This is a genomic window from Pseudomonas sp. UBA2684 (assembly GCA_002354655.1).
Classification (GTDB): domain Bacteria; phylum Pseudomonadota; class Gammaproteobacteria; order Pseudomonadales; family Pseudomonadaceae; genus Aquipseudomonas.
On sequence record DELY01000008.1, the window covers coordinates 22,136 to 42,053 of the forward strand.

The window sequence follows — 19,918 nt, forward strand, 5'->3', positions numbered from 1 at the left end:
CTCCGCCTGCAACTATCCATTAAGACAAACCCCGCCGGGGCGGGGTTCATACGCGGCTTACAGCCCCAACACCAAATGCATATAACGTTTAAGGATGGCCAACATACCTTCGTTGTCCAACTGCTCAACGCCATCGAGCAGGCCCTGATACTCCATCCGCACGATAATGGCCGTCAATAGCTTGGCATCCTGTTCGGGCTGCTGCGAACCCAGCACATCGAAGAACTGCGTCACGCCCTGCTGGAGAATCTGCCGATGGGCGCGCACCAACGCATGCAGGCGCGGGTTGAGCAAGGCTTCCTGCTGAAAGGCTTGCTCGGCCAGCAGATGATCGCGGCGGGTGAGCAATTGATGGCGCACATACTCCACCGCCAGCCGGGCGATCTCGTCCGCCAGCCGGCGGCGCGCCTCGGCGCTGCCATCGAGCCGGCTGACCTGTTCCTGCAACAGCCCCTGGGTGCTGCTCCAGAACTTCGCCATATGCGCGGCACTGCGCTCGACGAACTGGGCGAAGGTATCGGTGATCAGGTCGTCGATGTCTTTGAAGTAATAGGTGGTCGCCGACAGCGGCACCTCGGCCTCCGCCGCCACCGCGCGGTGGCGCACGGCGCGCACACCGTCACGCACGATAATGCGCATGGCGGCATCGAGAATCGCTTGGCGACGCTGCTCACTGCCCTGGCGGCTGGCCTTGCGCCCCTGGTACTGAACACTTTCGGCGACGGCGTTGGCCACATGAGTGGCGCTGTCTGGAACAGGCGTACGGGTCACGGCAGGACGGTCCTCTCAGGCAATCAACAAACGGCCTATCGGTTAGGCCGTAATCCGCAGCATAAATCCATCGCCAGATAACAAAAAGCCGCCCGAAGGCGGCTGTTAGTCAGACCGTCAGGCCTGCGGGCGCATGTGCGGGAACAGAATCACGTCGCGAATCGACGGCGAATTGGTCAGCAGCATCACCAGACGGTCGATACCGATACCTTCACCGGCGGTCGGCGGCATGCCGTATTCGAGGGCACGCACGAAGTCGGCGTCGTAATGCATGGCTTCGTCGTCACCGGCGTCCTTGTCGGCCACCTGCGCCATAAAGCGCTCGGCCTGGTCTTCCGCGTCGTTCAACTCGGAGTAGGCGTTGGCGATCTCGCGGCCACCGATAAACAGCTCGAAGCGGTCGGTGACGTTGGGGTTGTCGTCGTTACGACGGGCCAGCGGCGAGACTTCGAACGGGTACTGGGTAATGAAGTGCGGCTGCTCCAGCTTGTGCTCGACCAGCTCTTCGAAAATCATCACCTGCAATTTGCCCAGACCTTCGAAGCCGAGCACCTTGGCACCGGCTTTCTTGGCAATGGCGCGGGCCTTGTCGATGTCGTTCAGGTCGGCGGCGGTCAGCTCAGGGTTGTACTTGAGGATCGAATCAAACACCGACAGGCGCACGAACGGCTCGCCGAAGTGGAACACCTTGTCGCCATACGGCACGTCGGTCGTCCCCAGAACCAGCTGGGCCAGCTCGCGGAACAGTTCCTCGGTCAGGTCCATGTTGTCTTCGTAGTCGGCGTAGGCCTGGTAAAACTCGAGCATGGTGAACTCGGGGTTGTGCCGGGTCGAAACGCCTTCGTTACGGAAGTTGCGGTTGATCTCGAAGACTTTCTCGAAGCCGCCAACCACCAGGCGCTTGAGGTACAGCTCCGGCGCGATGCGCAGGAACATGCCCATATCCAGCGCATTGTGGTGGGTCTCGAACGGCTTGGCCGCCGCGCCGCCGGGAATGGTCTGCAGCATCGGCGTTTCCACTTCGAGGAAGTCGCGCTGCATCAGGAAGCTGCGAATATGCGCGATCACTTGCGAACGCACGCGGAAGGTCTGGCGCACGTCTTCGTTGACGATCAGGTCGACGTAGCGCTGACGGTAGCGCTGCTCGGTGTCGCTGAGACCGTGGTGCTTGTCCGGCAGCGGGCGCAGCGATTTGGTCAGCAGGCGCACGCTGGTCATCTCGACGTACAGGTCGCCCTTGCCGGAACGCGCCAGGGTGCCTTCGGCGGCGATGATGTCGCCCATGTCCCAGGTTTTCACCGCGGCCAGGGTTTCTTCGGACAGGGTCTTACGGTTGACGTAGACCTGGATGCGCCCGCTCATATCCTGGATCACCATGAACGAACCGCGGTTGAGCATGATGCGCCCGGCGACCTTGACCGGGATGGCGGCCTCGGCCAGCTCTTCCTTGGTCTTCTCGGCGTACTGTTTCTGCAGGTCCGCGCAGTAGTTGTCACGGCGGAAATCATTCGGGAAGGCGTTACCCTGCTCACGCACGGCAGCAAGCTTTTCCTTGCGCAGGGCAATCAGCTTGTTTTCTTCCTGTTGCCGGTCTTCGTGGGAAAGGGCTTGCGGGTCGAGTTGTTGGTCGCTCATGGTCGTCCGTCTGTCCTGTGATCGTAGGTTGGTGCTGAGCGCAGCGATGCCCAACATCCGGCCTAAGGGCCGGCCTCCTACGCAAATGCAGCGCCGCTCGTTGGGTTTCGCAGCGCTCCTCGGAGCGCCGACCGACCCAACCTACATTGCGTTTGTCGCTATAGCCCCTGCTTGAGGCTGGCCACCAGGTACTCATCAATGTCGCCGTCGAGCACGTTGACGCAGTCACTGCGCTCGACACCGGTACGCAGATCCTTGATCCGCGACTGGTCGAGTACGTAGGAGCGAATCTGGTGCCCCCAGCCGATGTCCGACTTGGTGTCTTCCAGCGCCTGCGAGGCGGCGTTGCGCTTCTGCACTTCCTGCTCGTACAGGCGCGCGCGGAGCATTTTCATCGCGGTGTCTTTGTTGGCGTGCTGCGAACGTTCGTTCTGGCAGCTGACCACGGTGTTGCTCGGGACGTGGGTAATGCGCACCGCCGAGTCGGTGGTGTTGACGTGCTGACCACCGGCACCCGAGGAACGGTAGGTGTCGATACGCAGGTCGGCAGGGTTGATCTCGATCTCGATGTTGTCATCAATTTCCGGCGAGACGAACACCGCGGTAAACGAGGTGTGACGACGGTTGCCGGAGTCGAACGGGCTCTTGCGCACCAGACGGTGCACGCCGATCTCGGTGCGCAGCCAACCAAAGGCGTATTCGCCCTTGATGTGCAGGGTCGCGCCCTTGATCCCGGCGACTTCGCCGGCGGACAGCTCCATGATGGTCGCGTCGAAACCGCGCTTGTCGGCCCAGCGCAGGTACATGCGCAGCAGCATGTTGGCCCAGTCCTGAGCCTCGGTGCCGCCAGAGCCGGCCTGGATGTCCAGGTAAGCGTTGTTGGCATCCATCTCGCCGCTGAACATGCGGCGGAATTCCATCTTCTCGAGGATATCGCGCAGGCGCTCGACTTCGGCGGCGACATCGTCAACCGCTGCCTGATCGTCTTCTTCGGCGGCCATTTGCAGCAGATCGCGAGAATCGCCCAGGCTGCCGTCGAGGTCGTCGAGGGTCTCGACGATCAGCGCCAGGGAGGCGCGCTCACGGCCCAGGTTCTGTGCGTATTCGGGGTTGTTCCAGACGTTCGGGTCTTCGAGTTCGCGGTTTACTTCGACCAGCCGATCATGCTTTTGATCGTAGTCAAAGATACCCCCGAATAGTCTGGGTGCGCTCGGACAGGTCCTTGATGCTATTAAGGATTGGGTTGATTTCCATGGCTGGCAGCACTCGCAGGTCAAACTTTCGGAAAAGCCGGCGAGTATACCCCACTCCAATCGCCCCTGGCAGCCCGCAATGGGGCATGATTCGCAGCGCCGCAGACCAACGGCGCACTATACTCAGCGCCACCAACCTGCTACTTGCCCGCCCACAGGAGCCGTCGTGCCATGCGCCCATCGCACAGCCTGCGCAGTCGTTTTGCCATTCTGATCGCCCTGCTGGTTGGCGCGCTCAGCTGGTTGCTGGGCACCCTGATCGGCCAGGATTCCAGCCAGCGCATCCGTGAGGAAATCGGCCGTGACCTGGCTGAAGTGTCCTACATGATGGTCGATCGCCTGGACCGCGACATGGAAAGCCGCGCCGGCATGCTGCAAGTGATCGGCAAGCTGCGCGCCTTGAGCGAACCGAACGACATCGTCGAAATACGGGTACTGCTCGACCGCCTACAGAGCGAATTCCCCAGCATCGCCTGGATCGGCTTCACCGACCCAGGCGGCACCGTGCTGGCCTCCAGCGACGGCATATTGGAAGGCGTCAGCATCGCCCAGCGCCCGGTTTACCTGGAAGGCAGCAAAGGCCTGTTCATCGGCGACGTGCACGAAGCGGTGCTGCTCGCCAAGCTACTGCCCAACCCAACCGGCGAGGCGATGAAGTTCGTCGATATCAGCCTGCCGGTGCATGCTGCCGACGGCAGCCTGATAGGTGTATTGGCCTCGCACCTATCGTGGTCGTGGGCCGACGAGGTGCGCCTGTCGATCCTCGAACCGATCCAGCACCGGCGCAATGTCGAGTTCTTCGTCCTCAGCAACGACCGCACGGTTCTGCTCGCCCCCAAGAACATGATCGGTCAGCGTCTGCATCTACAAGCCCTCGACGATTTGACCGCACGCAATAGCCGCTGGGCGGTACAGGAATGGCCAGACGGCAAGACTTACCTGACCGGCCTGGCCATCAGCCGTGGCTACCAGGACTACCCAGGCCTGGGCTGGACCGTTATCGCCCGCCAGTCGATCAACGAAGCCTACGCCCCGGCCCGCGAGCTGCTGCGCATCATTCTGCTCTGGGGTAGCTTCCTGGCCCTGCTGTTCGCGGTGCTCGGGTGGCTGCTGAGCGGCTACTTCACGCGCCCCCTGCGGCAGATCGCCGAAGCGGCGGATCGCCTCAGTGCCGGCGAAACCAGCGAAATCCCGGACTTCAAGGGCACCCGCGAACTGGAACTGCTGAGCCAGTCGTTGCGCCGCATGGTCGACAGTCTGACCCACCAGCAAACCGCGCTCGGGGTGATGGAGAACCTCGCCCACCACGACCCACTGACCGGCCTACCGAACCGCGTGGCCCTGGAAAAATACCTGCCGCGCGCGCAGCAACGCAGCCAGGCCAGCCAAAATAGCCTGGCTCTGCTCTACCTCGATCTGGATGGCTTCAAGCCAGTGAATGACCAGTTCGGCCACGCCGCCGGCGACCAACTGCTGCGGGAAATGGCTGTGCGCCTGCGCAGCTGTTTACGCGAGGGCGATCTGGTCGCGCGCCTGGGCGGTGATGAGTTTCTGATGGTGCTGCAAGTGCCCAGTAGCGACGCCCTGCAACAGGCGCAACTGATTGCCGAGCGCGCGCTGAAGACCCTGGGCGAGCCTGTGGCCCTGGACCAGCGCTTCGCGCAAGTCGGCTGCAGTATCGGCGGCGCACTGTGGCCGCTGGACAGCAGCAACCTGAGCGAAGTACTGGAGCTGGCCGACCAGGCGCTGTACCGCGCCAAGCATGCCGGGAAAAACTGTGCCGAATTTCACTCCCTGCGCCAGTACACCAGTCACACGCTGGCCAGCGACCCACTCAGCTGACCGGCGCACCAAGCGTCACGCCAGCGACTGAGCGCCGAGGCTGAGCTGACGCGAGAATCAGCTCGGCGGCTTTCTCGGCAATCATCAGCACCGGCGAACAGGTGTTGCCCGAGACGATGCTCGGCATGATCGAGGCATCGGCGATGCGCAAGCCGGGGATACCCTGCACACGCAGCTGTGCATCGACCACCGCATCGGCGCCCTGACCCATCTTGCAGGTACCAACCGGGTGGAAGATGGTGGTGCCGATCTCCCCCGCCGCACGCTGTAGATCCTCCTCGCTCTGGTAGCTCGGCCCCGGCTTGTACTCCTCGGGCTTGAACGCCGCCAACGCTGGCGCGGCAACGATGCGCCGGGTCAGGCGGATGGCATCGGCGGCCACCTGTAGATCGCGCGGATCGCTCAAGTAATTGGGCTGGATCAGCGGCGCGTCGGCGACATCCAGCGAGCGGATTTCAACCCTGCCGCGGCTGTGCGGGCGCAGGTTGCACACCGAGGCGGTAAAGGCCGGAAACGCGTGCAACGGCTCGCCAAAACGCTCCAGCGACAACGGCTGCACATGGTATTGCAGGTTGGCTGACGGCTGCGTGGCGCTGGAGCGGGCAAACGCGCCCAGCTGGCTGGGCGCCATGGCCAACGGACCACTGCGCTTGAACAGGTACTCCAGGCCCATGCCCAGCTTACCGCGTAGGCTGCCGGCGATCTGATTGAGGGTCGACACGCCACTGACCTTGTAGATCAAGCGCAACTGCAAGTGATCCTGCAAGTTCGCGCCGACCCCGGCCAGCTCGTGCTGCACGCCGACCCCCAGGCGTTCCAGCAGCGGCCGCGCACCGATCCCAGAGCGCTGGAGCAAGGCCGGCGTGCCGATAGCGCCGGCACACAGGACAATCTCGCGGCGCGCCTGAATCAGATTTTCATGACCCTGCCAGCGCACCTGCAAGGCACTGGCGCGACCCTCGGCGAGCACCACACGCTGCACCTCGGCACCGGTCAGCACATGCAGATTGGCGCGCTGGCGAATGTCGCGCAGGAAGGCTTTCGCGGCATTCCAACGCACGCCACGCCGCTGATTGACCTGAAAATAACTGCACCCTTCGTTATCGCCAGCGTTGAAATCTTCGATGCTGGCGATGCCGCTTTGCCCGGCTGCCTGGCGAAACGCCTCCAGCACATCCCAAGACAAACGCTGACGTTCGACCCGCCATTCGCCGTCGCCGCCATGCAACGCGCTGCTACCGGCGAAGTGGTTTTCCGTGCGTTTGAACAACGGCAGAACATCCTGCCAGGCCCACCCGGCATTGCCCGCCGCCGCCCAGCCATCGTAGTCGCGGGCCTGGCCGCGCATGTAGATCATGCCGTTGATCGACGAACTGCCGCCCAGCACCCGCCCTCGCGGGTATTTCAGCGCACGGCCATTCAAGCCAGGCTCGGGCGCGGTGTCGTAGCACCAATCGGTGCGCGGGTTACCAATGCAATACAGGTAGCCGACCGGAATATGAATCCACGGGTAGTTGTCGCGGCCACCCGCCTCCAACAGCAACACCTGTACGGACGGGTCGGCGGACAAGCGGTTGGCCAGCAAGCAACCGGCTGGGCCGGCACCCACGATCAGGTAGTCGTAATGGTCCAAGGGGTGCGGCATCGGCGACCTCGCTGTTGTCGTTATGAACGACCAGCCTAGACGCTCAAGACGCCGAACAGAATGATCTTTTGGTCTGAGGTAGGATGCGGCCAATCGCGGCGGGATAAACCAACTGCACTACCGGCCGCCAGGGCGGCGGCCGGCCTCGTTTGACGCCTTAGCTGGCGGTCAACTCGACGCGCACCTGGGCTTCCAGCTCGGTCTTCAGTGCAGGATCGAGCTTGAGCTGGCGCGCCAGCTCTTCCAGGTAGGCGCGCTCCATAAAGTGCTCCTCGTCGACCATCAGCACGCTGGCGATGTACATCTCGGCAGCCATCTCCGGGGTGGTGGCCGCGCGCGCGACATCGGCGGGATCGAGCGGCTTGTTCAGCTCGGCTTCGAGCCAGCGCTGCAACTCGACATCATTGGTCAGCTTGCCAATTTCCCCTTCGATCAACTGGCGCTCGCGGGCATCGACATGCCCGTCAGCCTTGGCTGCGGCAACCAACGCCTTGAGAATCGCCTGGCTGTGCAGCTCGGCCTGCGGCGCTGGCAAGCGATCGAGGGTTTGCGGCTCACCTTGCGGCGCCTGCGCCTGCTGGGCTTGCCAATTGCCGTAGGCCTTGTAGGCGATCACTCCGAGGGCGGCCAAACCGCCGTAAGTCAGCGCCTTGCCGCCGAAGCTGCGGGCCTTCTTGTTACCCAGCAACAGGCCCATCGCACCGGCGGCCAACGCGCCGCCACCGGCACCGGAGAGCAACCCGCCCAAGCCAGCGCCACCGCCGCCTGCCAGCAAGCCCCCTAAACCACCTAAGCCACCGGCGGCAGTACCTTTGCCGGACGACTGCCCAGCCTTGTTCTTAATCATTTCCTGACCGGATTTGAGCAGTTGGTCGAGCAAGCCACGGGTATTCATCGACACGTCTCCTGACACGCAAAGTTGAAAATATGACCGCCAGCATGAACGGAAAATTCCGGTAATAGCGGGCAGAGTGCGTCGAAATGTTGCCACCACGAGCCAATCGGCGCAGCGGACTCGATTGCACCGGCACAGCACCTTGCCCATGCCAGGCGAATGACGTCAACAAAATGCGGCCTACGTCGCAGCCCCGGCAATTCGTCGGCTAGCCGCCAAGCGAGTGCACAAACAGTGGCTAGCATCACATCACGCTGTATACGCTCACTATTTGACGCCGATAGGATGGCGCAATAACCATAAGAATTCGGTTGCAGGCTATGGATGCCGTAGCAGCCCAGTGAACAAGTCACCGACCATGCACCGACTTTCCCCTCGTCGCGTCTCCCTCACCGCGCCACGCGCCTTGCGCGTCACGCTGGCGGCCTTGATTTATCTGACGGCCGGCCTGAGCAGCGCACAAACCCCGCAGCCTTCTGGTGTGCTGGACAGCGCCAGCGGTGCTGCCACGTTGAGCAGTTGGCACCGCCTGATCGAGCACGGCAGCAGCCTGGACGAGCACGCCAAGCTGGAGGCAGTGAACCGCTTCATCAACCGTGCCGTGACGTATGGCGAAGACCGTGATGTCTGGGGCGCCGAGGAGTTTTGGGCCACCCCGGCACAAACCCTCGGCCGGGGCATGGGCGACTGCGAAGATTTCGCCATCGCCAAGTATTTCAGCCTGGTGCGCATGGGGGTCGCCAGCGCGAAGCTGCGCCTGACCTTCGTCAAATCACTGAGCCGCAACCGGGCGCACATGGTGCTGGCCTACTACCCGAGCGACAGTGCCCAGCCGCTGCTCCTCGACAACCTCGACCCGCGCATCCAGCCCGCCAGCCAGCGCAACGACCTGCTGCCGGTCTATGCCTTCAATAACCACGGCATCTTCCTGGCCAAGGCGCCGCTGCAGAAATCCACACAGCCGCCGCAGCTGCTCTCGCGCTGGAGTGATGTCAGCGCGCGGGCGCTGGTGGATGGCTCGCAAGCCCCCGCCGAGCAGACCCTGGCAACCCTCAGCACGCCGGGCTGACAACGGGTTTCAGCGTGGCGCGATGTGCGCCACCATCAACTGCACGCTTTCCTGGCCGCGGTATTCGTTGACATCGAGCTTGTAGGCCAATTCAGCCCAGCGCACCGTCGGGTTCGGCCACACCTCGCGGTCGATATTGAAGGCGATGCCATCCAGCGTCTGCCCGCCGCACTCGGTCTTCAGCACCAGCTTGAGGTGCTTGTCGCCGACCAGGCGCTGCTGCACCACCTGAAACACCCCATGAAACAGCGGTTCGGGAAAGTGCTGGCCCCACGGCCCGGCATTGCGCAGCGCGCGCGCCAGTTCCAGGTGGAACTCCTCGACCGCCAGGCGGCCATCGGACAGCAGGCGCCCGGTCAGGTCGTCTTCGCACAGTTGGCGCCGCACCTCGGCATCGAAGGCCACGGCAAAGGCGCCAAAATGCTCTTGCGGCAACGACAACCCCGCCGCCATCGCATGCCCGCCGAACTTGCTGATCAAGCCCGTGTGCTTGGCCGCCACGGCGTCCAGTGCATCGCGAATATGAAAGCCCGGCACCGAACGCGCCGAGCCTTTCAGCACGCCATCGCCGGCATCGGCAAAGGCAATGGTCGGCCGGTGATAACGCTCTTTCAGGCGCGAGGCGAGGATGCCGATCACGCCCTGGTGCCAGTCCGCTTCGAACAGGCACAGACCGAACGGCATATCCGCCAGCGGCAGATCCTTGAGCTGGGCCAGCGCCTCGCGCTGCATGCCCTGCTCGATGGCCTTGCGGTCCTGATTGAGTTGGTCCAACTGCACCGCCATGTCCCGCGCCAGCGCTTCGTCTTCGCAGAGCAGACACTCGATACCCAGGCTCATATCGTCCAACCGCCCCGCCGCGTTCAAGCGCGGGCCGAGGATAAAGCCGAGATCGGTAGAGGTGATGCGTGCGTGCTGACGCCCCGCCACCTCGAGAATCGCCCGCAAGCCAGGCCGCGCCCGGCCGGCACGAATCCGCGCCAGACCCTGGTGCACCAGGATGCGGTTATTGGCATCCAGCGGCACCACGTCGGCGACGCTGCCCAGCGCCACCAGATCAAGCAGCTCGGCCAGATTCGGCTCCGGGCGCTGCGCCGTGAACCAGCCCAGCTCACGCAGGCGCGCGCGCAGGGCCAGCAGCACATAGAACATCACGCCGACCCCGGCCATGGCCTTGCTCGGAAACTCGCAACCCGGCTGGTTGGGATTGACGATGGCGTCCGCCGCCGGCAACTCGGCACCGGGCAAATGGTGATCGGTGACCAGCACCGTCAAGCCAGCCGCCTTCGCTGCCGCCACACCGTCAACACTGGAGATGCCGTTGTCCACGGTGATCAACAGTTGCGGCTGACGCTCAAGCGCCACCGCGACGATTTCCGGGGTCAGGCCATAGCCGTACTCGAAACGATTGGGGACCAGGTAATCGACATGCGCCGCGCCGAGCATGCGCAAACCGAGCACGCCGACCGTACTGGCGGTAGCGCCATCGGCATCGAAATCGCCGACGATCAGCATGCGCTGGCCTTGCTGCAAACCCAGCACCAGCAGCTCGACCGCCGCCGCCATGCCCTTGAGCTGCTGGTACGGAATCAGCCGCGCCAGGCCCTTGTCCAACTCGGCCTGCGACTGCACGCCGCGCGCGGCGTAGAGGCGGGTCAACAAGGGTGGCAGGTTGCCCAGATCAGGCAGGGTGACGGGTAACGGGCGGGCTTCGATGCGCATAGTCATTCTGTCTAGTAGGGTGGACATGGCGAAGCCTTGTCCACCAATGCGGGTAAAACGGCGGACGAGCCTTGCTGCATGTCCGCCCTGCGCAGGGAATCAGCGCTGGCCAGCCAGCCACTCGATAGGCAGCTCGTGCTGACCACGCTCGTCGGTGACGAACAGCTCACCATCGCTGATCATCACGCTCCAGTTCAGCGAGCGCGGCATGTCGAGCGCCAGCTTGGCCAGGGCCTCCTGGTCGAGGGCGACGACGTTGATGTTTTTCAGGCTGCGCACCGGGTCGAGCGCCTTGGTCTGCCACACGCGCAGGTTGCCGTAGGCCACCAGGCTGAACTTCTCGGTACGCCGCGAGCACCAGGTGATGCGGTCGCTGTCCGGCTGACCGACTTCGATCCAGTGCAGCACCCGGTCATCCAGGCTCTTTTCCCACAACGCCGGCTCGTCCACATCCGACAGACCGCGACCGAACGCCAGCTGCTCGTGATAGAACAGCGCATAGGCGACCAGCCGCGCCGCCAGGCGCTCTTCAGTTTCCGAGGGGTGCTTGGCCACGGTGAAACGCAGGTTCTCATAGACGCTGCGGTCAATGTCGGTGAGGTTCAGCTCGATTTTGTAGGTGGTAGACGGCAGGGCCATGGGCGGGCTTCTTGACTATTCGAATAAGCCGGCAAGTCTACCCGATGCCGCCTGCCCACGTTAGAGTCGCGGCTATTGCCCTGCCCGACGGAATCCTCGATGAACGCCACCGCCAAACCCCTCGCCGGCCTGAAAGTGATCGAACTCGGCACCCTGATCGCCGGCCCCTTCGCCGCGCGCATCTGCGCCGAGTTTGGCGCCGAGGTGATCAAGGTAGAAGCGCCGGACGGCGGCGACCCGCTGCGCAAATGGCGCAAACTCTACGAAGGCACCTCGTTGTGGTGGTTCGTGCAGGCGCGCAACAAGAAGTCGATCACCCTCAACCTTAAGCACGAGGCTGGGCGCGCGGTATTGAAGAAGCTGCTCGGCGAAGCCGACATCCTGATCGAGAACTTCCGCCCCGGCGTGCTGGAGAAGCTCGGCCTGGGCTGGGACGTGCTGCATGCGCTCAATCCCAAACTGGTGATGGTGCGCCTGTCCGGTTTCGGCCAGAGCGGGCCGCTGAAGGATCAGCCGGGCTTTGGCGCGGTCGGCGAGTCGATGGGCGGGCTGCGCTACATCACCGGTTTCGAGGACCGCCCGCCGGTGCGTACCGGTATCTCGATTGGTGACTCGATTGCCGCGCTGTGGGGCGTGATCGGCGCACTGATGGCGCTGCGGCACCGCGAAGTCAACGGCGGCAGCGGCCAGGTGGTCGATGTGGCGTTGTACGAGGCGATCTTCGCCATGATGGAAAGCATGGTGCCGGAGTTCGACGTGTTCGGTTTTATCCGTGAGCGCAGCGGCAACATCATGCCCGGCATCACGCCCTCCTCGATCCATACCAGCAGCGACGGCAAGCATGTGCAGATCGGCGCCAATGGCGATGCGATCTTCAAGCGCTTTATGCAGGCCATCGACCGTCAGGATCTGGCCGACGACCCGACGCTGGCCAGCAACGACGGCCGCGACGGGCGCCGCGATGAACTCTACGGGGTGATCGACCGCTGGGTCGGTTCACTGCCGCTGGCCCAGGTGCTGGACACCCTCGGCCAAGCCGAGGTGCCAGCCAGCCGCATCTTCAGCGCCGAGGACATGTTCAGCGACCCGCAGTACCTGGCCCGCGAGATGTTCCTCAGCGCCAAACTGCCGGACGGCAAGCCGTTCAAGATGCCCGGCATCGTGCCCAAGCTGTCGGACACGCCCGGTGGCGTCGAATGGACCGGCCCGGAACTCGGCGAACACAATCAGGAAGTGCTGCATGCCCTGGGCTACAGCGCGGCGCAAATCGCCGCACTCAAAGCCGACGGCGCACTCTGACGGCCGCTAACATGCCCCTGGCCACTACTTGGCTAGCCTTGGCAAAGCGCGCGAGCACCGTATGATGCGGCGTTTTTGGAAGACGCCGCATGCTCCTGCGCTGCACCCTCGTCATGCTCAGCCTTGCCCTGTGCTCCCCAGCTTTTGCCGCGCCACCGCAGACCTTCAGCGAAGCCAAGGCCATCGGCTGGAAGCTCTACGCCAAACAATCGGTGGAGTTCTACTGCGGCTGCAAATTCCGCGGTAAGCGTGTCGACCTGCGCAGTTGCGGCTATCTGCCGCGTAAAAACGCGCAACGCGCCGCGCGCATCGAATGGGAGCACATCGTGCCGGCCTGGGTCATCGGGCACCAGCGCCAGTGCTGGCAGCGCGGCGGCCGCCAGCACTGCGCCAGGCACGATGCGACCTACCAGCGCGCCGAAGCCGACCTGCACAACCTGGTGCCGAGCATTGGCGAGATCAACGGTGACCGCAGCAACTTCGCCTACGGTTGGCTGGCGCAGCAACCGAGCCAGTATGGCGCCTGCCCGATGGTGGTCGACTTCGACGCGCGGGTAGCCATGCCGCGCAAGGAGGTGCGTGGCATGGTCGCGCGCACCTACCTGTACATGAGCGAGCGCTACCGCCTACGCCTGTCGAAGAAGGATCGCCAGCTCTACGCCGTGTGGCACAAGCAATACCCGGTGAAAACCTGGGAACGCCAGCGCAACCAGATGCTCAGCTGCGTGATGGGCTGGAGCAACCCCTATGTCGGCGGCTACGACCGTCGCGCCTGCGCTGCCGTGGCCACGCTGGCGCGACAGTGACGCGCGAGCCTTCAGAAGTGCTGTGCGTTGCCTAAACAGCTCGCGGTCGACACCGCTGGCGACAACCGCGTGACCGCTCATGCAGCACGTCATTGGTACATAGCCATGAAAAAGGCCGGCACCTTGCGGTGACCGGCCTTTGCAGTGGGCGCGCGGCGTGGCTTACAGCGGCTTGCCGCGGTTGCCGTGCTGACTGACGAAGGCCTGAACGGTTTTCAGGTCATTGGCCAGCACCGTGCAACGCTCTTCGCGCTGGAACAGATCCGCCAGGTGCGGCGGCAGTGCCGGCGCCTGGCCGACGCCGGCCTTTTCCACCGCCTCGGGGAATTTCACCGGGTGCGCGGTGCCCAGGATCACCATCGGCACGGCCAGGCTACGACGGCACTCACGGGCCGCACGCACGCCAATCGCGGTGTGCGGGTCGAGCAGCTCACCGCACTCCTGGTAGACCTCGGCGATGGTCTCGCAGGTCTGCGCATCATCCACCGCCAGCGAATCGAACAACTTGCGCGCCTCGGTCCAGCGATCATCCTCGACACTGAAACCGCCGCCCTGCTTGAAGCTGGCCATCAGCTCGGCAATCGCCGCGCCGTTGCGCCCGTGCAGGTCGAACAGCAGACGCTCGAAGTTCGACGAAACCATGATGTCCATGGACGGCGACAGGGTCGGGTGCAGATCGCCCTTCACATACTGATTGCCGCTCATAAAGCGGTGCAGGATGTCGTTGCGGTTGGTCGCGACGATCAGTTGGCTGACCGGCAGGCCCATGTTGCGCGCCAGGTAGCCGGCGAAGATGTCGCCGAAGTTGCCGGTCGGCACCGAGAACGCGATGGAACGCGCCGGGCCGCCGAGCTGCAGGGCGGCGTGGAAGTAGTAAACGATCTGGGCCATGATCCGCGCCCAGTTGATCGAGTTGACCGCCACCAGGCGCGTGCCCTTGAGAAAACCCTGGTCAGCGAAACTATCCTTGACCATCTCCTGGCAGTCGTCGAAGTTGCCTTCGATGGCGATGTTGTGGATGTTGGCGCCGAGGATGGTGGTCATCTGCCGACGCTGCACCTCGGACACCCGGTTGTGCGGGTGCATGATGAAGATGTCGACGTTGTCGCAGGCCTTGCAGCCTTCGATGGCCGCCGAACCGGTATCGCCGGAGGTGGCACCCATGATCACCACGCGCTCGTTGCGCTTGGCCAGCACATGGTCGAGCAGACGACCGAGCAATTGCAGGGCAAAGTCCTTGAACGCCAGGGTCGGGCCGTGGAACAGCTCCAGCACCCACTCATTGCCGTTCAGCTGACGCAGCGGCGCCACGGCGTTGTGGGCGAACACGCCATAGGTTTCTTCGAGAATCTTCTTGAAATCGGCATCGGCGATGCTGCCGGTGACGAATGGGCGCATCACCCGGAAAGCCAGCTCGTGGTACGGCAGGCCGGCCCAGGAGGCGATTTCTTCCTGGGTGAAGCGCGGCAGGTTTTCCGGCACGTAGAGGCCGCCATCGCTGGCCAGGCCGGCGAGCAGCACGTCTTCGAAATTCAGGGCCGGTGCCTGGCCGCGGGTACTGATATAACGCATGACTTTATCCCTTAGACCAGTTGCTCGACACGGATACGCACAACGCTGCCCACCACATCGTCCAGCGCTTGCAACGCGGCAATCGCGTCGTTCATGCGCTGCTCGGCGACCCGATGGGTGACCAGAATCATCGGTACCAGGCCGTCGTGTTCTTCGACTTCCTTTTGCATGATCGATTCGATGTTGATGCCGCGCTCCGACAGGATGCTCGCCACCTGGGCCAATACGCCCGGATGATCCTTGGCCTGGATGCGCAGGTAGTAGGCGCTCTCACAGGCGCCGATCGGCAGAATCGGGTGATCGGACAGCGAGTCCGGCTGGAACGCCAGGTGCGGCACGCGGTTGGTCGGATCGGTGGTCAGCGCACGTACCACGTCGACCAGATCGGCGATCACCGACGAAGCGGTCGGCTCCATGCCAGCGCCGGCGCCGTAGAACAGCGTGCTGCCGGCGGCATCGCCGTTGACCATTACCGCGTTCATCACGCCATTGACGTTGGCGATCAGGCGATCGGCCGGAATCAGCGTCGGGTGCACACGCAGCTCGATGCCGGACTCAGTGCGCCGCGCCACGCCGAGGTGCTTGATGCGGTAGCCCAGCGCTTCGGCGTAGTTGACGTCGGCCGTGGTCAGCTGGGTGATGCCTTCGGTGTAGGCCTTGTCGAACTGCAGCGGGATGCCGAAGGCGATAGACGCGAGGATGGTCAGCTTGTGCGCGGCGTCGATGCCCTCGACGTCGAAAGTCGGATCGGCCTCGGCATAACCAAGTGCCTGGGCTTCCTTCAACACGTCCTCAAAGGCGCGGCCTTTTTCGCGCATTTCGCTGAGGATGAAGTTACCGGTGCCGTTGATGATCCCGGCCAGCCAGTTGATGCGGTTGGCCGCCAGGCCTTCGCGGATCGCCTTGATGACTGGGATACCGCCCGCCACTGCCGCTTCGAAGGCGACGATCACGCCCTTCTCGCGGGCCTTGGCGAAAATCTCGTTGCCATGCACGGCAATCAGCGCCTTGTTCGCGGTGACCACGTGCTTACCGTTGTCGATGGCTTTGAGCACCAGATCCTTGGCCAGGGTGTAGCCGCCGATCAGCTCGATAACGATGTCAATCTCGGGGTTATTGACCAGTTCGAAGACATCGCTGGTCATGCTGATACCGGTCGTGTCGTACTGGGGCTTGGGCGAGCGAATAGCAATCTGGGCGATTTCAATACCTCGCCCGGCACGCCGGGTAATTTCCTCGGCGTTACGCTTGAGTACATTCAAAGTACCGCCACCGACGGTACCCAGCCCACAGATGCCTACTTTGACCGGTTTCACACTGAACTCCCCATCTGCACTGCGTAAAACGGCCGGAGCAAGCTCCGGCCGCAGAAAAAGAGCCGCACCTTACGAAGCGGCTGTTTATTAGTCAATCGGCTCGAACCCCGCGATTACTTGGCTTCAAGCGCCAGCTTGGCCAATTGCGGCGCGGGCTGGTAGCCCGGGATCATCTTGCCATTGGCCAAAACGATGGCCGGCGTACCGTTGACGCCGATCATCTGACCCAGCGCGTACTGCTTGGCCACAGGGTTATCGCACTGCGCAGCGTCGACACTCTCCCGCGATTTGGCGCGGTTCATCGCCTGCTGGGGGTCCTTGGCACACCAGACATTAACCAACTCGTTGTAGGCTGCGCTGGTCAGGCCCTGGCGCGGGAATGCCACGTAACGCACCTCGACGCCCAGGCGGTTGAGCTCCGGCACTTCGCTGTGCAGCTTCTGGCAATAACCGCAATCCGTATCGGTGAACACGGTGATATGGGTCTTCGGCGCTTTCGGCGCAAAGACCACCATTTCCTGGGTGGGAATGGCGTTGATTTCCTTGGCGATGCCGCGGCCTTCTTCCAGCTCGGTCAGGTTGATCGCCTGACCATCCTTGAACTGGAACAGGTAGCCCTGCATGACAAACTGCCCGTCGGCACTGGCATACAACTGCCGACCGCCCTTGAGCTGCACCTGATACACACCCGGCATCGGGCTTTCGGCAATAGCCTCAATCGGCAGATCGGGCTGGATCGCGTGCAGGTTCTTGCGGATCGCCTGATCAGGGTCGGCGGCCGAGCTGATGGTACTGGCCAGGCCTAAGGCCACGGCTGCGAAAATGCGGGTCACGCGCATGAATACTCCTGTCGAGCGGCGGACTAACGAGGGTTGGCACAGCCTACCATAGAAGCCTCAAAAGACGGATTGCAGCAAGTCGGACGGGGCTTTCAGCCCCGCGGGTGGTGTTCGGCGTGCAACTCTTGCAGGCGCGCACGGGCAATATGGGTATAGATCTGCGTGGTCGACAGATCGCTGTGACCGAGCAGCATCTGCACCACGCGCAAATCCGCGCCGTGGTTGAGCAGGTGCGTGGCGAAGGCATGTCGCAGGGTGTGCGGCGACAGGCTCTTGGCAATCCCGGCGACCTTGGCCTGGTGCTTGATGCGATACCAGAAGGCCTGCCGGGTCATCTGCTCGCCGCGCAAGCTGGGAAACAGTACGTCACTGGGTTTGCCATCGAGCAGAAAGGGCCGCGCCTCCTTGCTGTAGCGCTCGACCCAGGCAATCGCCTCCTCGCCCAGCGGCACCAGACGCTCCTTGCTGCCCTTGCCAAAGACCCGCAATACGCCCTGGCGCAGGTTGACCTGCTCCAAGGTCAAGCCAATCAGCTCGCTGACCCGCAGGCCACAGGCGTACAGCACTTCGAGCATGGCGCGGTCGCGCAGACCAATCGGGTCATCCAGTTCCGGCGCATCCAGCAAGGCTTCGACATCGGCCTCCGACAGCGATTTCGGCAACGGCCGGCCCAGCTGCGGCAGGTCGACCTGCAAGGTCGGATCGGCGCCAATCAGCCCTTCGCGCAGCAAGAATCGATAGAAACCGCGCAAACCGGAAATCAACCGCGCGGTGGAGCGCGCCTTATAGCCCTCGTTCAACCGCCAGGCCAGATGATCGAGAATCAGCTCGCGACCCGCCTCGTCCAACAGCACATGACGCGCCTGCAACCAGCCGTTGAATAATGCCAAATCACTGCGATACGCCGCACGGGTATGCACGGACAAGCCTTTTTCCAACCACAAGGCTTCGAGGAAACGATCAATCAAGGGATGGTCGACTGCGGGCATCGGAAAAACCTGTTGGCGGTAAGCGCCAGCAGTCTTCCACAGCGCACACCACGGCGGCCAGGGTTACCGCACGCAACAACGCGTCGGGATCTTTATCGGCGGCCATCGCGCGCCCTGATCCCGGCAGTAACAGCGCGCCAATCGCATACAGAATCGGCTGACAAACGGCTCGTCACCCTATCTTTGGGTGGGTGACAGGTACAAAGCCGCAGCCCATGATTGCATCACGCCACTACAGCAGGATGGATGCCACCTCATGTCCAACCCACAACACTCGCGCCTAGGTCAGATCCTGATCAATAAAGGGCTGATCAACCGCGCCCAACTGGACAGCGCCATCCAGTTGCAGCTCACCAGCCAGAAACGCCTGGGTGAAATCCTTATCGAACAAGGCCTGCTGAGCGAACGCCAGCTGAAAAAGGCCTTGAGCAAGCAGAGCAACCTGCGGGTAGCCGCCACCTTGGTGGCCGCCCTGCTGAGCCCCTTCCAACTGGCCAGCGCGGACATCCAACGGCTACAACCGACCAGCAGCACCAGCCGTCAGGAAACCCCACGCGGCTTGCAGCCGTTAAGCGACCTGGAAATGAGCAGCGTCAGCGCACAAGGCCTGGATGACGCGCTGCAAGGCCTGTTCATGCAGGCCGAGAGCGGTAATGGCGTGGACACGGTGAGCCAGTTGGCCAAGTTGGTGATGCCGGTACTGAACAGCCTGGAAGCGGAGACATCGCTCAAGGATGTGCATTACGACACCAGCAAACTGTCCTCGACAATCAACCCGGACGGCTCGGTCGACGTGCGCCTGCCCAGCTCGATTGGCGAATTGCGTTTCGACAATATCCGCGTTGCCGGCGCGCCGCAGGGGCAAAGCTTCGGCAGCCTGAGCCTGCACGACATCGACCTGTCACAGGCCTCCCTGAAAATCAGTCTGCGGCCTTAAGGCGCCCGCCGACGCCTTACGGGTCAACCCCGCTGCCACGCTGGAATACACCGTTGATGACACGCGCGCGACCATCGCTGTACATGCCCTCGACGCAGGGTCGTGGTGATTGCTGGTCGGCGGCAATACCGCCATTTGCGACCACTCGATGCGCCGCTGGATGCCCTGCAGGGGCATCGCGCCACCAGCTGAATCCATCGGTTTGGCTACGCCGCGCTTATTGTCACGCGACCAGAACGGCAGATACGGCTGACACTGGCCGATCAATCAGATGCCATAAACGAAAAAAGCAGCCCGAGGGCTGCTTTTTTCAGCAAGGAAACAAGCCTTAGGACAGCTTTTCCTTGATACGTGCGGCCTTACCGGACAGGTCGCGCAGGTAGTACAGCTTGGCTTTACGTACGTCACCGCGACGCTTGACAGCCAGGCTGTCGACCAGCGGGCTGTAGGTCTGGAAAGTACGCTCAACGCCAACACCGTTGGAGATCTTACGAACAGTGAACGCACTGTTCAGACCACGGTTACGCTTGGCGATAACAACGCCTTCGAACGCCTGCAGACGCTGACGGTCGCCTTCTTTCACTTTAACCTGGACAACAACGGTGTCGCCCGGTGCGAAAGTCGGGATCTCTTTGCCCATCTGCTCAGCTTCGATCTGCTGAATAATCTTGTTTGTCATGCTGCGCTCC

At 63.0% G+C, this 19,918-nt stretch carries 17 protein-coding genes; 5 read left to right on the forward strand and 12 right to left on the reverse strand.

The window, feature by feature from the left end; translation table 11 throughout:
- Nucleotides 1–57: 57 nt before the first annotated feature.
- The 3 genes from B3M58_RS03835 to prfB all read right to left on the reverse strand — a co-directional run bounded on the left by B3M58_RS03835 (nt 58) and on the right by prfB (nt 3,660).
- Nucleotides 58–771, reverse strand: a complete 714-nt coding sequence (locus B3M58_RS03835) for a TetR/AcrR family transcriptional regulator (RefSeq protein WP_296217245.1) — start codon at nt 769–771, stop codon at nt 58–60.
- A 117-nt stretch (nt 772–888) separates the two neighbouring features.
- Nucleotides 889–2,406: a lysine--tRNA ligase gene (gene lysS, locus B3M58_RS03840; protein WP_296217246.1), complete on the reverse strand. Its 1,518-nt coding sequence runs from the start codon at nt 2,404–2,406 to the stop codon at nt 889–891.
- Nucleotides 2,407–2,564: 158 nt separating this feature from the next.
- Nucleotides 2,565–3,660 (reverse strand): peptide chain release factor 2 gene (prfB, locus tag B3M58_RS03845; RefSeq protein WP_296217247.1). Its coding sequence is split into 2 segments (ribosomal slippage): nt 2,565–3,587 and nt 3,589–3,660, totalling 1,095 coding nucleotides; the frame shifts between segments, so codons are not numbered across the junction.
- A 170-nt stretch (nt 3,661–3,830) separates the two neighbouring features.
- Here prfB and B3M58_RS03850 point away from each other — a divergent pair.
- Nucleotides 3,831–5,501, forward strand: coding sequence for a GGDEF domain-containing protein (locus B3M58_RS03850; RefSeq protein WP_296217248.1), 1,671 nt, complete (start codon nt 3,831–3,833; stop codon nt 5,499–5,501).
- Here the strand turns inward: B3M58_RS03850 and B3M58_RS03855 are convergent.
- Together B3M58_RS03855 and B3M58_RS03860 are read right to left on the reverse strand one after the other, a co-directional pair.
- On the reverse strand, nt 5,494–7,146 hold the full coding sequence (locus B3M58_RS03855; protein ID WP_296217249.1) for a GMC family oxidoreductase: 1,653 nt from the start codon (nt 7,144–7,146) through the stop codon (nt 5,494–5,496). The genes B3M58_RS03850 and B3M58_RS03855 overlap by 8 nt on opposite strands.
- Before the next feature lie 157 nt (nt 7,147–7,303).
- Nucleotides 7,304–8,041: a tellurite resistance TerB family protein gene (locus B3M58_RS03860; RefSeq protein ID WP_296217250.1), complete on the reverse strand. Its 738-nt coding sequence runs from the start codon at nt 8,039–8,041 to the stop codon at nt 7,304–7,306.
- 358 nt (nt 8,042–8,399) lie between these two features.
- On the opposite strand from B3M58_RS03860, the gene B3M58_RS03865 reads away from it, so the two are divergent.
- The gene (locus B3M58_RS03865) at nt 8,400–9,110 is read left to right on the forward strand and encodes a transglutaminase-like cysteine peptidase (RefSeq protein ID WP_296217251.1); all 711 of its coding nucleotides are present in this window, start codon (nt 8,400–8,402) and stop codon (nt 9,108–9,110) included.
- Between the two features lie 9 nt (nt 9,111–9,119).
- On the opposite strand, the gene recJ is transcribed toward B3M58_RS03865, so the two are convergent.
- Nucleotides 9,120–10,832, reverse strand: a complete 1,713-nt coding sequence (gene recJ / locus B3M58_RS03870) for a single-stranded-DNA-specific exonuclease RecJ (RefSeq protein WP_296217325.1) — start codon at nt 10,830–10,832, stop codon at nt 9,120–9,122.
- A gap of 99 nt (nt 10,833–10,931) precedes the next feature.
- Nucleotides 10,932–11,471 (reverse strand): YaeQ family protein, encoded by a 540-nt coding sequence (locus B3M58_RS03875; protein WP_296217252.1) that lies wholly within the window; start codon nt 11,469–11,471, stop codon nt 10,932–10,934.
- A gap of 99 nt (nt 11,472–11,570) precedes the next feature.
- Between B3M58_RS03875 and B3M58_RS03880 the strand changes: the two genes are divergently transcribed.
- A complete protein-coding gene (locus B3M58_RS03880; RefSeq protein WP_296217253.1) occupies nt 11,571–12,770 on the forward strand; it encodes a CaiB/BaiF CoA transferase family protein in 1,200 nt (399 codons plus the stop codon).
- Between the two features lie 113 nt (nt 12,771–12,883).
- Nucleotides 12,884–13,576 (forward strand): endonuclease, encoded by a 693-nt coding sequence (locus B3M58_RS03885; RefSeq protein WP_414704046.1) that lies wholly within the window; start codon nt 12,884–12,886, stop codon nt 13,574–13,576.
- Between the two features lie 162 nt (nt 13,577–13,738).
- Here B3M58_RS03885 and thrC read toward each other — a convergent pair whose 3' ends face one another.
- From thrC to xerD, 4 genes are all read right to left on the reverse strand, one after another.
- Nucleotides 13,739–15,148, reverse strand: coding sequence for a threonine synthase (thrC, locus tag B3M58_RS03890; protein ID WP_296217255.1), 1,410 nt, complete (start codon nt 15,146–15,148; stop codon nt 13,739–13,741).
- 11 nt (nt 15,149–15,159) lie between these two features.
- A complete protein-coding gene (locus tag B3M58_RS03895; protein ID WP_296217256.1) occupies nt 15,160–16,464 on the reverse strand; it encodes a homoserine dehydrogenase in 1,305 nt (434 codons plus the stop codon).
- A gap of 113 nt (nt 16,465–16,577) precedes the next feature.
- Entirely contained in the window at nt 16,578–17,303 is a 726-nt protein-coding gene (locus B3M58_RS03900) for a DsbC family protein (RefSeq protein ID WP_296217257.1), read from the reverse strand.
- A gap of 92 nt (nt 17,304–17,395) precedes the next feature.
- A complete protein-coding gene (gene xerD / locus B3M58_RS03905; RefSeq protein WP_296217258.1) occupies nt 17,396–18,292 on the reverse strand; it encodes a site-specific tyrosine recombinase XerD in 897 nt (298 codons plus the stop codon).
- 256 nt (nt 18,293–18,548) lie between these two features.
- Here xerD and B3M58_RS03910 point away from each other — a divergent pair, with 256 nt between their 5' ends.
- Nucleotides 18,549–19,229 carry a hypothetical protein gene (locus B3M58_RS03910; RefSeq protein WP_296217259.1) on the forward strand — a complete coding sequence of 227 codons (681 nt, stop codon included), beginning with the start codon at nt 18,549–18,551 and terminating at the stop codon, nt 19,227–19,229.
- A 328-nt stretch (nt 19,230–19,557) separates the two neighbouring features.
- Here the strand turns inward: B3M58_RS03910 and rplS are convergent, their stop codons facing one another.
- Nucleotides 19,558–19,908: a 50S ribosomal protein L19 gene (rplS, locus tag B3M58_RS03915; RefSeq protein WP_296217260.1), complete on the reverse strand. Its 351-nt coding sequence runs from the start codon at nt 19,906–19,908 to the stop codon at nt 19,558–19,560.
- Nucleotides 19,909–19,918 lie beyond the last annotated feature (10 nt).